This is a genomic window from Staphylococcus pettenkoferi (assembly GCF_002902685.1).
Lineage (GTDB): Bacteria > Bacillota > Bacilli > Staphylococcales > Staphylococcaceae > Staphylococcus > Staphylococcus pettenkoferi.
Genome location: NZ_PPRN01000013.1, coordinates 68846 through 82665, shown reverse-complemented (window position 1 = coordinate 82665; position 13820 = coordinate 68846). Strand labels below are relative to the sequence as shown.

Annotated in this window: 15 protein-coding genes; 8 read left to right on the top strand and 7 right to left on the bottom strand. The window is 39.5% G+C overall.

The features are described 5' to 3' along the window. Positions 1-358: 358 nt before the first annotated feature. Together CD126_RS02815 and CD126_RS02810 are read right to left on the bottom strand one after the other, a co-directional pair. On the bottom strand, positions 359-1315 hold the full coding sequence (locus CD126_RS02815; protein WP_049407563.1) for an LCP family glycopolymer transferase: 957 nt from the start codon (positions 1313-1315) through the stop codon (positions 359-361). Positions 1316-1712: 397 nt separating this feature from the next. Next, positions 1713-2504: an inositol monophosphatase family protein gene (locus CD126_RS02810; RefSeq protein ID WP_103369997.1), complete on the bottom strand. Its 792-nt coding sequence runs from the start codon at positions 2502-2504 to the stop codon at positions 1713-1715. A gap of 411 nt (positions 2505-2915) precedes the next feature. On the opposite strand from CD126_RS02810, the gene CD126_RS02805 reads away from it, so the two are divergent. Beyond that, a complete protein-coding gene (locus tag CD126_RS02805) occupies positions 2916-3608 on the top strand; it encodes a helix-turn-helix transcriptional regulator (protein WP_049407562.1) in 693 nt (230 codons plus the stop codon). A gap of 17 nt (positions 3609-3625) precedes the next feature. Here CD126_RS02805 and CD126_RS02800 read toward each other — a convergent pair whose 3' ends face one another. Beyond that, positions 3626-4354: a CPBP family intramembrane glutamic endopeptidase gene (locus CD126_RS02800; protein ID WP_049407560.1), complete on the bottom strand. Its 729-nt coding sequence runs from the start codon at positions 4352-4354 to the stop codon at positions 3626-3628. 156 nt (positions 4355-4510) lie between these two features. Here CD126_RS02800 and CD126_RS02795 point away from each other — a divergent pair, with 156 nt between their 5' ends. The 5 genes from CD126_RS02795 to CD126_RS02775 all read left to right on the top strand — a co-directional run bounded on the left by CD126_RS02795 (position 4511) and on the right by CD126_RS02775 (position 9297). After that, complete coding sequence (locus CD126_RS02795; RefSeq protein ID WP_049407558.1) at positions 4511-4846, top strand: hypothetical protein; 336 nt, start codon at positions 4511-4513, stop codon at positions 4844-4846. Between the two features lie 138 nt (positions 4847-4984). Then, positions 4985-6034 (top strand): MupG family TIM beta-alpha barrel fold protein, encoded by a 1050-nt coding sequence (locus CD126_RS02790; RefSeq protein ID WP_049407556.1) that lies wholly within the window; start codon positions 4985-4987, stop codon positions 6032-6034. Positions 6035-6046: 12 nt separating this feature from the next. Beyond that, positions 6047-6931 (top strand): N-acetylmuramic acid 6-phosphate etherase, encoded by an 885-nt coding sequence (murQ, locus tag CD126_RS02785; protein ID WP_049407554.1) that lies wholly within the window; start codon positions 6047-6049, stop codon positions 6929-6931. Positions 6932-6977: 46 nt separating this feature from the next. After that, entirely contained in the window at positions 6978-8420 is a 1443-nt protein-coding gene (locus CD126_RS02780) for a PTS transporter subunit EIIC (RefSeq protein ID WP_049407553.1), read from the top strand. Between the two features lies 1 nt (position 8421). Beyond that, positions 8422-9297, top strand: coding sequence for a MurR/RpiR family transcriptional regulator (locus tag CD126_RS02775; protein WP_049407551.1), 876 nt, complete (start codon positions 8422-8424; stop codon positions 9295-9297). 71 nt (positions 9298-9368) lie between these two features. On the opposite strand, the gene CD126_RS02770 is transcribed toward CD126_RS02775, so the two are convergent. Beyond that, the gene (locus tag CD126_RS02770; RefSeq protein WP_103369996.1) at positions 9369-10757 is read right to left on the bottom strand and encodes an amino acid permease; all 1389 of its coding nucleotides are present in this window, start codon (positions 10755-10757) and stop codon (positions 9369-9371) included. A 600-nt stretch (positions 10758-11357) separates the two neighbouring features. Between CD126_RS02770 and CD126_RS02765 the strand changes: the two genes are divergently transcribed. Continuing rightward, complete coding sequence (locus CD126_RS02765) at positions 11358-11714, top strand: hypothetical protein (protein ID WP_049407548.1); 357 nt, start codon at positions 11358-11360, stop codon at positions 11712-11714. Beyond that, positions 11714-11899: a hypothetical protein gene (locus CD126_RS02760; protein ID WP_049407545.1), complete on the top strand. Its 186-nt coding sequence runs from the start codon at positions 11714-11716 to the stop codon at positions 11897-11899. The genes CD126_RS02765 and CD126_RS02760 overlap by 1 nt, the downstream gene beginning before the upstream one ends. Before the next feature lie 135 nt (positions 11900-12034). On the opposite strand, the gene CD126_RS02755 is transcribed toward CD126_RS02760, so the two are convergent. From CD126_RS02755 to CD126_RS02745, 3 genes are read right to left on the bottom strand one after another with little or no spacing between them, the layout of a single operon-like run. Continuing rightward, positions 12035-12223: a hypothetical protein gene (locus CD126_RS02755; RefSeq protein ID WP_232620139.1), complete on the bottom strand. Its 189-nt coding sequence runs from the start codon at positions 12221-12223 to the stop codon at positions 12035-12037. 7 nt (positions 12224-12230) lie between these two features. Next, entirely contained in the window at positions 12231-12869 is a 639-nt protein-coding gene (locus CD126_RS02750; protein WP_049407540.1) for an HAD family hydrolase, read from the bottom strand. Between the two features lie 15 nt (positions 12870-12884). Then, positions 12885-13814 carry a VOC family protein gene (locus tag CD126_RS02745; protein ID WP_103369995.1) on the bottom strand — a complete coding sequence of 310 codons (930 nt, stop codon included), beginning with the start codon at positions 13812-13814 and terminating at the stop codon, positions 12885-12887. Between the last annotated feature and the right edge of the window lie 6 nt (positions 13815-13820).

Here is a 13820-nt window from a genome sequence, read left to right as displayed (position 1 = left end):
TAACAATGCCCACTCATGTATAAAAACAGAATGCCTTGAGTATATTCTATACTCATATATGTAAAATGTTAAGTGTTTACACACGGTTTTATTAATAAATTTTAATTAAGCAAACTTGGCTATATCTTGTGCGACATAAATGATTATCATTATCAAATACAAAGGGGCAGAGAACTTATATAGTCAGGTTAAAAAAGCTATATTTCATGGGTCTTCGCTTTCTTATAACATCTTAATATTGTATACGTTGTAGAACTTTTCTTCCTAAAAGAAGAAGTCGATGTACTTCCATCTAGCAACGCTTCTCAAAGCAAAAAACCACCTCCCTCGTAATGAGAGAGATGGTCATCGTATGAAACTAATTTAAATTAGAGGTAATTGCTTGAGAATTCTCTTGAAGTGAACTGTCACTTGGGTGGAAGTAGTACAAGCCATCATCTTCGATACCACCAGAACCTTCAAGTTGATGACGGTGAACAGTTTCATTCGCATCTTTATAATGACTACGTACTTTGTTTAAGTCGCCTAAAGATAAGTCTGTCTTCACATTCTCTTTCGCATGATTCATCAATGAATTGAAATGAGTGAGTGAACGCACGCTAGATAACTTATTTGCTAAGCCTTGAATGACAAGTTGTTGACGTTCTTGTCGACCAAAGTCTCCACCTGCACCTTGTTCTTTACGACTGCGAATAAACGCCATCGCTTGCTTACCATCAAGATGTGTCTTTTCACCTTTCGTAAATGATTGACCATCATAAGAGAATGTCGCGTTACTTACGACATCGATGCCGCCTACTGTATCAATCATATCTTTCATACCATCCATATCAATCGTTGCATAGTGATCAATCGGGACGTTCAATAATTTTTCTAAAGATTTCACTGCCATATCTGGGCCGCCGTATGCATACGCATGGTTGATCTTCTCAGTGGAATCCTTGCCCACAATCTCAGCTTTCGTATCACGCGGGATACTCAATATTTCAGTGGTCTTCTTCTCAGGATTGATTGAAAGTACCATAATCGTATCGGTACGTTGACCGCCACCATTGGCTGAACGTTTCGCATCTGAATCTACGCCAAAGAGCGCAATGGTAAAAGGGTCACCTTTCCCTAGTTCAACTTTATCGCTTCGTAGTGACGATTTATCACGATTCAAAGGATCGTGAATTGATCCTCCAACCGCAAAGACTTTGTATCCGATATACAAAGCGAAGAGCACCAGTGCGAGTACGATAATCCCTACAATCCAAAGTAATACTTTACCGGGGCCACCTGATTTTTTCTGTCCATAGTAATCTGAGCGTTTCACTCACATCACTTCCTATCTTATTTAATTTTCATTCTTAATGATTATTCACTTTTCTATTTGTTCCTTCATCTTATTTATCTGTCGCTTTCTATGTTCATTAAAAGTATGTGAGCCACACCGAAATGTAGTACTACTCTCAAAGCGCCCATTTTTGAAGCAGCGATTTTACTACATGTAAATAAGCAATGAACAATGAAGCACGACAAAGCAGTCAAGCTATTATCTTCTGCCAAGCTTTTAGACTGTTAAGTGACAGCTTGAGGCGCGGAGTGAATCATTGAGATGCAGCGATTTCACTACTTGTAAATGAGCAAAGAACAATGAAGCACGACAAAGCAGTCAAGCTATTAATTAACAGTATATACCCAACGAGACATTTAGGTATCCAACCAAAGACCTATATCTCATAACCTTCGCCACGTTGAAGCACCTCTAGTACCGCTTCGTGACATCCAGGGTTACTGATAATAAATGGCCCTGCTTTCGTAAAGTCCAACGCTTCACCTCTTAAATTCGTCATTTTCAAACCAAGTTCACGAGCAAATAGGAACTGTGCTGCGATATCCCACGGTTTCGGGTTCGTATTAAAATGCGCACCGAACTGACCTGTAATAACACGAACGGAATCTAGACCACAAGAACCGATAATGCGATGGCTGAAAGATGCATCAAAGAGATCACGCAACGTTGCATTATTTACAAATTGTGCTCCGAATGAGAGTATCGCATCTTGCATTTCAATTGTAGCTGGTGATTGAAGTTTCTCACCGTCTTTATAAGCACCTCGATCGCGTATTGCATGATAGAGATGACGATGCGGATAGTCATAAATATAAGAAAGCATTGGTTCACCGTCTATGAAATAAGCGAGAATTACGCAATAATCCTCTTGCTGTTTCACTAAATTCATTGTGCCGTCGATTGGATCCATCATCCATGTATGTCCATAGCGCGCATCAATATGCTCGTTGGACTTTTCTTCAGCAAATAATTGATGTTCAGGATAATGTTCTTCCAGAAATGTCTCAAACTGTTCTTGTATCGTTTGATCGACATTTGTAACTAAGTCGAAGCGATCTTTTTTCGTTGACGTATGCATCTGTGAGATAAGTTGTGGAATCGTTTCATCTAATGTATGTAACCACTCACGAATACGTTGGTCTAAATCGATTAAATACTGCTGATTCATTATGTCACCTCTTTACTTAAGATTTATATGTATGAATGTATTTATTTTAGCATATTCTCTATCACGAAATGTAGCACTCTTACAACAATGTCTATCTACATTTAAAAAACCGACTAGTCATCGCTAGTCGGCAAATAGAAAGGAAAGTAAGTAATAAATATTGAAGATGTTTGAATAGTAACGCATACGAACAAGAGATTGTAACTATTATATTATGTAATAGCCTACCCCTAAATCACCTTATTCGTTATCCCCTTGTTACTACAACAACTATAACACATGTTAAAAGAGAATGTAAGCGTTTTCTTGAATTTTTTGTAATTTTTTTGTCAAAATATCGCTTAAATGTTGTCGTTACGCGTTTTATGCTATACTAAGTGTAAATAGTAAAGGTAACAGGAGGTGTCATCGATGGACAAACGAGAACGTCAGAATCGTATTATTGAACTCATTCAATCGAACAACCAAACGAGTGCATCTAAACTTGCGCAAACACTTAATGTGTCTAAACGTACTATTCTGCGTGATATGGCCGACCTTGAGAATCAAGGCGTGAAGATTGTGGCGAAACAAGGTGTGCGCGGCGGTTATCAAATCACTGAAACGCACAATCAATACACTATGAATTTCACAGAAGATCAAATGATCGCCCTCTTCTTAACATTGAATGAAAGTCAATCTTATTCAACATTACCTTTTAAAGAGAATATCAAAGCGATTATTAAGAAATGTTTAAATATCCCCTATACGAAATTAAGAAATACGCTGAAACGTCTCGACAACTATATTAAATTTGAAGATCATGATGAAGCGTTATTACCTCAATTCTTCACTGACATTCTCATTTATAGCGCTGAACGTAATGTCATGGCAGTCGAACATACGACAAGCGACCATGATGTGCATACAGAGAACGTCATCTTCATCGGTATGTTATGTCAACATGGCACATGGTACGCGATTATCTTTGAGATCGGCACAGGCCAAACGACGATGTTGCCAGTAAGCGAAATTCAAGATATTGCCTACTCTTTCCAGAAGACTATTCAGACGCACGATATTACCATGCACAACTTTGAGTCTTTTTTAAAAGAAGTAGAATAACGCAAGCCAATCAATATCTAATGAAATAACGAGATACACGTGAGGATAAAGGCTACAAAGTTATTGAGCATATGCATCGCTATGACGGGCATCAGACGTCGCCCTGTCTTCAAATAAACAATGACGATGGCGGCACCCATAATGAGATAACCTCCATACTCGAACGGCGAACTCGTGGGATCTAAATGAATCAATGCGAAGAGTAGTGCCGAAATTACACCCATAGCTATGAAATTGAATTTCTTGCCTAACTCGCCAATCAGTAAATGTCTAAAAGCGAGTTCCTCAACTATAGGACCCACAATGACAGCGAGAATAAATGTAAAGGGTAAGAAGGCTTTCTGCTTAAACAATTGATCCAGTGCTTCCTCGTTCTTCGTTTCACTATAACCCCAGTTATTCGGAAGATGTTGAATCACTTGATCGTATAACATCGCCAATAAGAACATTACCACAAAGCCTATTAACACCCACCGCCATTGCCGTTTTAAAGTCTGCCAATTGTCACTTAAGATTGTTTGAAATTGCTGAATATGTAAAAAGTAATAGCTCAAAACAACGACCACATAAGCAAGTAACTGTATTAAAGCAGTCAGCATATCCATGGTGGTACTGTCGCTCTTCCCTATAACGAAACTATATATAACACCTATGATAAAAAAGATAAGAAATGACACAATGAATATAGGAATGAGTAAGAAATCGCGCCACTGGATATCTCGAAAGCCATAAACTGAGTTAGGCATGCCCTATCGTCTCCTTTATTTCTATTTCTACTATAATTGTGTGCTAATAACGCGTTTACCCTCTAAGACTTGAATCAACCATAAGAACTTGAAGAACTTTATTCTACCTATGTAACTCACCACGACACAATACATCACGAACAGGAAGGATCAACTATGAATTATCAAGAATTGCTACATTTACATCAATGCATACACGACTTAGTGCAACACATCGAACTTTACCATTATGCCATACATGAAGATAGTAAGCACAAAGCGTCTTATCGTCAGAGGATTATTGATTACGTGGAAACGGAACGTGAGAGGCTCAATCAACTCTCTCCCTCAACGTTAACTTTCTATCATTATAAATACCTCTACCATCTCAACTATCTAGCTGATCATCCTTTAGACGAGTTGCAGGCTGGGAATAAATCTGCGTACATCGTTGATACGCAACGCCAATTTCTGTCACTGTATCATCAGATTCATGCAGTGCTATTTGATTAGTATATGTCTAACACTTATACCTTACATATATTACGCTATTTGATTGCGCATAACTTTATATGCATTATGTATAGAATTGTAAAGTCATACGAGTTATTGTAAAATGAAATCGATTACAAGTAAGGAGGAGGACTGCTTATGTCCGGCTTTTCAGTTTATTTGGGAGAAGAAGCTGATTGGTCTTATATTCAATCGATGATTCATCTCGGATACGACACTTTATTCACCTCATTGCAGATACCTGAAGAATCCGATGAGGTTAAGTTGCAATACTTCAAAGAACTATTACACCAACTTCAAGACGCGCCTGTGACACTCATCATTGATGCAAATCCTTCTTTACTGAATCACACCTTTTATCAGTTACTTTCTTTCTATTCAAATGGGAATATTGTGATCCGCATTGATCACTCAACTTCAATAGATGTTATTAATCAACTTACTCAAGCAGGATTATCATGTTGTTTAAATACGAGTACACTTACTGAAGCGTTGTTAACTCAACTGAAACAGCAAGTCACTCATTTTCATAAAATTGTTTACTGTCATAATTATTATCCACGCCCAGATACAGGACTGTCTCACTCTTTCGTTCAAGCGCAAAATGCTTTGATTCGTCGTTTTAATACAGAAGCCATCATTTATGGCTTTATTAGCGGGACGAAACGACGCGGACCATTGTATAAAGGGCTACCCACTTTAGAAGATACGAGAGATGCACATCCAGTTTATAGTGCGCAAATGCTGATTGACACTGGCGTCAATCATGTTATTGTGGGGGATATTCAACTTCAAAGTAAGTATGCACAACAACTCATTCAAGCTGTTGCAGAACGGCATTTTACCCTTAGATGTAAAGTGGCGAGTACAGATAGCCAAGTGCAAGCTTTACTACAAATGACGCACCAAGTGAGAATGGATACGCCTGAAGCAGTCATTCGCTCTCACAATGCGCGTCAATGCATTGAGCAATCTATCTCTCCTACTCAGACAACAACCAGAACACGTGGAATGATTACAGTGGACAATGAACGCAATGGACGCTATCAAGGTGAGTTACAACTCATTAAACAACCTTTACCTGCACACCCTAACGTGAATTGTATCGGAGAAATGATTGAAGAGGACATCGCTCTACTCGATTGTCTAAGTGGTAATGATACGTTCAGCTTTGAACTTAATACATAGGGAGATGAAATGATGAATCGAATGACTACTGAAACACGTAATCCTAAGACGATGCGTTTAGATGAAATGTCTATAGAGGAAGCGCTACGTACGATGAATGAGGAAGATCAACAGGTACCTCATGCCATCGCATCGCATATTCCTCAACTGGCTCAAATCATTGAACGTATCATTCAACGGATGCAAGACGGTGGCCGTCTCATCTATATTGGTGCAGGAACGAGTGGTCGCTTAGGCGTCCTTGATGCTGCGGAGTGTGTACCTACATTCAACGCTAGTCCGAATGAAGTGATTGGACTGATCGCTGGTGGACAACGTGCGATGACTGAAGCGGTAGAAGGTGCAGAAGATAGTAAAAAGATGGCTGTCGAAGATTTGAAAGCCATTCATCTCACTGCTAAAGATGTCGTGATTGGTATTGCAGCAAGTGGTAAAACACCTTACGTTCTTGGCGGTTTACATTACGCCAATGAGCTAGAGGCTATGACTGTGGCACTCAGTTGCAATCAGCAGACACCGATGAGCGAGGTCGCAGATTATCCACTTGAAATTCACGTGGGACCTGAAGTCTTAACGGGTTCAACACGTTTAAAAGCAGGAACAGCACAGAAACTCATGTTAAATATGATTTCTACCCTTTCAATGGTAGGTTTGGGAAAAGTCTATAGCAACTTGATGGTCGATTTACGACCAACCAATCAGAAGTTGATTCAGCGCTCTATCGGTATTATTCAAGACATTTGCGATTTATCCGAAAGTGACGCCGCTTCACTGTACGAACAAGCTCAACAGCAATTGAAAGTCGCTGTCGTCATGCACCTTGCGAACTGTTCGCGTGAAGAAGCAGAAACACGTTTACAAGCTAATCAAGGACAAATTAAACGCGCAATTCAGTAGTCATAAATACGAGATAACCATAATGATTTGAAGGAGGTCATTTCATATGGCGAATACCCAAGAATTAACCGACCAGATTGTGCAAGCAATCGGAGGTATAGAGAATGTAGACAATGTGATTAACTGTATGACACGTGTACGCGTTCAACTCCATCATCATGACCAAGTTGATTTCGATGAATTAAAAGCTATCGATGGCGTGCTCGGAGTGGTACAAGATGAACGCTTGCAGATTGTCGTAGGACCAGGTACCGCTTCAAAGGTCGCGAACTATATGGAAGAACTGCAACAATCTCATTCATCTACTATTTCCAATAACGACTTAGGCGGAACAGCCAAACAACGTGCAGAAGCGCGTGCGCAAGAGAATAAGCAGAACTATCAATCTCAACAGAAATCAGGTCCTTTCCAAAAGTTCTTTAAAACTATAGCAAATATCTTTATCCCATTGATCCCTGCCTTTATCGGAGCAGGTCTCATCGGAGGTATCGGGGCAGTCATCGAGAATATGCTAACTGCTCACGTGATCTCTGGTGCTTTCTTCACGCAACTCGTCACGATCTTTGGTGTGATTAAAGATGGTATGTTAGCTTATCTTGCTATCTTTACAGGTATTAATGCTGCAAAAGAATTCGGTGCGACACCAGGTCTCGGCGGTGTCATCGGTGGTACGACGTTACTCACAGGTTTAGGCGATGATAAAGCAATTACTAACCTCTTTACGGGTGAGCACTTACAAGCTGGGCAAGGTGGTATTATTGGTGTCATCTTTGCAGTTTGGCTCTTGAGTTTAATTGAAAAGAGACTGCACAAAGTGATTCCTAACGAAGTCGATATTATCATTACGCCGACAATTACTTTACTGATCATCGGCTTACTCACTGTATTCATCATCATGCCGCTCGCTGGTTTCGTATCTGATGGACTCGTCGGCGTTATCAATTGGATTATTAGTGTAGGAGGCATCTTTAGCGGCTTTATCATCGGTGCTTTCTTCCTACCATTGGTTATGTTAGGATTACATCATATATTTACACCTATTCATATTGAAATGATAAATAAAACGGGAGCAACTTATTTATTACCGATTGCTGCGATGGCAGGTGCAGGACAAGTAGGCGCTGCACTCGCTTTATGGGTTCGTTGCCGTAAGAACAAGACCTTACGCGATACGTTGAAAGGTGCCCTACCTGTAGGCATACTCGGTATTGGTGAACCTCTAATTTATGGGGTGACGCTACCACTTGGCCGACCATTCTTTACTGCATGTTTAGGTGGCGGTGTTGGCGGCGCTGTTATTGGTGGCATCGGTCACATTGGTGCTACTGCAGTAGGCCCTAGTGGATGGTCCCTCCTACCGCTCATTTCAGATCATATGTATTTAGGTTATATTGTAGGTCTCTTTGCTGCATATATCGGTGGCTTTGTATTCACATACTTATTTGGCACGACGAAAGCAATGAGAAACTCTGATACTTTAGGTGATTAATATGACCAACGTACTCTATAAGATAGAAGATGAATATACACGATTGACTAAAAGCGAAAAGAAGATTGCTGATTACATCTTGAACCGACCTAACTATATCGTCAAAATGTCGGTACAAGAATTTGCGAAAGAGATTGGCACTAGCGCTGCTTCCATCGTCAGATTTAGTAAAAAAATGACCAGTGGTGGCTTCCAAGATTTAAAGCTAGAGCTCTCTCGTTATTTGCCTGAAGATACAACGAATAATACACTGTTAGAACTCGTCGATCATGAATCTATTGAGAATATTTCATCTAAGTTACTTTCACGCGCAAAGGATACGCTTTATGATGTATCTGCTCACTTGGATGCCCATACGATCGGTGCCATCTGTGATCAATTTAAACAAGCACGCACGATTTTCTTATTCGGTTATGGCGCATCTTATATTATTGCGACGGATTTATTCCAGAAATTCTCACGTATTGGTTTAAATGTTCGTTTCATCACAGAAACACATCAACTCACTTCGACGCTCGCAACACATGATCAACGCGATTGTGTCGTATTTATTACCAACCACGGTAGCCACAGTGAGTTACAAGCCATGGCGAAAGTAGCAACGGATTACAATATCTCTATCATCACGATTTCGAGCACTGCAAACAATCCGGTAGCTGAAATTTCTGATCACGTACTGACTTATGGTCAAACAGATGAGAACGAATTACGCATGGCTGCAACCACTTCACTGTTTGCGCAACTCTTTACTGTAGATGTCTTATATTATCGCTATATTGCGCTCAACTACCAACATTCATTAGATTCAATTACGCAATCTAAGATGGCTTTAGACAATTATCGCAAGCATATTTCAAATATTCATTTTAAACATTAAGTTAGTAAAAAAGACTTAAGTTGCGACGTAACGTCAACTTAAGTCTTTTATTATTTATTCAATTGATTCATTTAGAAGCGTTGTTTTTCTTCACTCATTTTATGATAACCCTTAATGAAGTAATAAGCTGTCATAAACGCGAGGAAGACAACACCGATTAGCAATGAAATCACTTGTTCTTTGTTGAACAACATACCGATCAATACAAGTATAAAGAAGATGATTGTAATAAATGTACCTACGGCGCCTCCTGGCATTTTAAAAGGATGGCCTTCAACTTGATCAGGATGAAGCTTTCTAAATCTCAAGTGACTAATCAAGATCATGAACCAAGGAATCATACCTGGTAAGATAGACGCACTGTAAACGTATACGAACACGTTGTCTGCGCCTGGAATCAATTTCGGTAAGATCACATTAAGTAATGCGCCGACTAAGATACCGACAGAAATTGCAGCAACTGCAAAGGCAGGCACACCGTTCTTCATCACTTTCGCAAATGACTTAGGCATTTGACCTTTCTCAGCTAGTGTGAAGATCATACGGCTCGCACTAAAGATACCTGAGTTACAACCTGACATCGCTGCTGTAAGCACAACGAAGTTAATGAGTCCTGCTGCAAATGTAATACCGACTTTCGCAAATGTTGCTACGAATGGACTACCGATATGACCTAATTGGTCCCATGGATAAACAGTAACGATAACGAAGATGGCACCGATGTAGAAGATTAAGATACGCCAAATGACACCATTAACTGCTGATTTAATATTCTTCTGAGGATCTTTCGTTTCCCCTGCTGTAATCCCTATCAATTCAACACCTTGGTAAGATGCGACTACGATAGAGAGTGCGAAGAAGAAACCAACCCAACCATGTGGCATAAATCCGCCGTGTGACCAAAGGTTAGATAATCCTGTCGCATGTCCTGTTCCTAAACCAAAGAAGATGAGTCCAAGACCTGCAATGATCATTAAGATGATAGTGACAACTTTAATCATTGCAAACCAGAATTCAAATTCACCAAATGCTTTAACAGAAACTAAGTTCGCTGCCGCAAGCAATAGAATTACAATGACACCTGGAATCCACTGTGGTAATTCAGGGAACCAATAGTTCATGTACTGTCCTACTGCGATAACTTCACTCATACCGACGACAATCCATTGGAAGATGTTACTCCACGCTGTGATGTAACCTGCCACAGGATGGATGTAGTCACTCGCAAAGTGTGCGAATGAACCTGTCGTTGGATGTAAGTAAACCATCTCACCCATTGCACGCATAACTAAGAATAGGAACATACCTGCAATGAGATATGCAAAGATAACAGATGGTCCTGTCTTGTTAATCGTATCGGATGCTCCCATAAATAATCCGACACCGATTGTACCTCCAAGGGCGATCATGCGCATTTGACGCGCAGTCAATCCCCTTTGTAACTTATTCTTCTCTGCCATAATTCAACCCCATCTCTTCCTAATTCGTTATTCTCGAATCTTAGATAAAGATTCTATCTATTCAGAAGATTGATTTGATTTAAAATTCATGGCTTCTAACGATAAATTCTTCCTCAAATGTGAGTTGTTCGAACTGCCCCAGGAACTCACAGCTCAAGAGAATGATATCGTACTCTACTGCCATTAATCATTGATGAGCAAATCAATCTTAGAATGCACCCTTGTCCCAATTTAATTAAACGCTATTGACTCAGACACTATTATATTACATTTTATGTAAGGGCTTACATTCTTTTTATATATTCTATGTGATTTGTACGAAAAATGCAAAATAAATTTCAAAGAATCTTCACAGTTTTAAGTCATTCACATGCACTCAATGTGATGCTCATGCGATTGTTAGCTTTTCTAACTTTTTTAAAATTGTAAGTGTAAAAGATACGCAAGTCTTAATAGCGTCTTTTTGAGGAATACAGTGATACTTTCTGTATAGAATATGCTTATTCTATCATACTTTTAAATGAAATGGCAGAGGTCTAATAAATTTTATAGATATGATATAATTTGAGTAATTCAGTTAAAGGAGTTTCTCGTACCAATATGAAACAGAATCTTAAATTACGTACGCTGATCATAGCAATCATCTTCGGCGTCCTTTTCTTTTTAATCAATATTTTTAGTAAACATGAAACATCAACGTTAGGTATAATTGGCAAATCTGTACTTGCTGCACTCGTCTTTGCCCTGCTTTACTATACTTTATTTGCGTTGCTCAACACGCCTGAACGTAAATTCAAATTCGGTGTAACGATTCCGATAGCCATGCTTCTCGGCATCATTCTCGGTGCGATCATTGCGACGATTAAGATCGGTATTATCGTCGGTTTAGTAGTGGGTATCATTGCAGGTTATGTATGGGAATTTATCGCTAATAAAAGTGGAAATGGGGGCAAATAATGAAACTTATCATTGGAATTGTTCTTCTCGTTATATTGCTAGGTAGTGCGTGGAATAACTACCGAGGTTTGAAACATGCTACGGCTCAAGGTGCGAATACGACGCGTTTTAAAATTATCCTAGGCGTCGACGTCATTTTATTCGTTCTCATATTATTAACGATTGTGCTACAACTCATGCATTAAACAAACTACAGTCGACCTTCAACGCGGCGACTATTTGATTTTTACAGCTACATAACGACAAAAAGACTTCAACACGTGACAATGGACATAACTTAAAATGCCCAATACGTTCGTTGAAGTCTTTTAATATGGCCATCACATGTAATGTGACAGCACAAAATAGTAGAATAATCCAGCAAGAATCAAATAAATTGCTGTTGCTACGATAAAAGAGCGGAAATGGACACGCATAGGAATTCGACGATTAAACAACGGTCCTAACACTAAATTACCAATCGCAAAGATCAAAGGTCCTCCGACAAAAAACAAGAGAATATAACCTATCATCGCGCTACTCCTTCGCAAAATAATGTTGAATAATGTCGTCCGCACTCATATCTTTGCCCACGTAATTAAAGGAACTGAAATCGTGAGCTGACGTCATTTGGTTCGTCTGCACAATAACGTCAAGACCAGCTAACGTAGCCGCTTCCGCTCCATTCGTTGAATCTTCAATTGCTAGACAATTCACCGGATTATAATTGAGTGCTTGGACGGCTCTTAAATATAATTCAGGACTCGGCTTAACCTCATCGACATCCTCTTTACCGATAATCACTTCAATGTAATCTTCTAAACCAAGTTGATCAAATGCGGGCTGAATATCGCGGCGATAGCTACTCGTCGCAATAGCCATAGGAATATGACGCTGTTTCAACTGTTTCATCAAAGCGTGGATTTCTGGGAAGATTTCTAGTTCTGTACTGCTTTCATGTACATCTTGATAGATGCATTCAGTCCTCTCTTGTCCCACAACTTGATTTAAATAACCTTTCAAAACATCGTCGGAACCACCGATCGTTTGTCGGTAGAATTCTGTGGAAATAGGTTCTGCTTCCACCTCTTTCAAATGACGATTGATTGTCTCAAAAATATGTTGTTCTGTATCAATAATTGTGCCGTCAAAGTCAAATATGACTGCTCTATACATGTTTAAACGCCTCTCTTAATCTAAATCCTTTAAGTTTATTTCTATCTCACTTCTGTCTTGTTCTAGAAAGTCAGGTAAATTAAGATGTTTGCCTAAATCTTCGACTGCAGTATCCACTGTAAAACCAGGATCAGTCGTCGCAAACTCAAATAATATCGCATTCTGGCGATAATACAACGATTTAAAGAAATAACGATCAATGATACCAGAATTTTTATGTGGTAATTGATCAATCGTGTGGTAAATCTCTGCTAATGAATGATCGTCTGGTGTAGCTAATGCAATATGATGTACGTAGCCTCGTCCTGGTTTCGTCATAGCCCCATCTTTCTGAATTAGTACAATATCACTATACATGCCTTCTGAATCTAAAGTATAAACTAGCGGATGCTGACTTTTTAACTTATAACCTAACCGTGACTCTAGAAACTGCTGCGTAGGCTCTAACTTTTGTAAAGTGAATTCGACCGGACCCATTCCCATAATTTGGTACTCACGAGGTACCGTACTCTCACTATACGGTTGCCAAGCGTGCGGATAGTTATGCGTGCTATTCGCTACAAGCACAAGTGATAGACCATCTCTATCTTCAAAGTAGAGCGCCGGTAAACCCAGATACGTATCGCGTTGTGTTGTGATATCATAGGAGGCTAAACGCGCTTGATGGTAATCTAAACTCTGTTCATCAGGGACGAGTAAACATAGACGAGAGATATAGTTTGTTGACTTTCGCATAGCACCCGCCATCGGTATTTCGAAAAACGTTAACAACGTGCCAGGTTGTCCTGATTCATCACCGTAGAATAGATGATACATCCTCGGATTATCCTGATTCACGGTCTTCTCAACTAATTTCAATCCCAACACATCTGTATAGAATTGCTTATTTGCACGTGCATCTTTCGTATACATCGAAATATGATGATGCCCCGTAAGTTCAACCATAATACA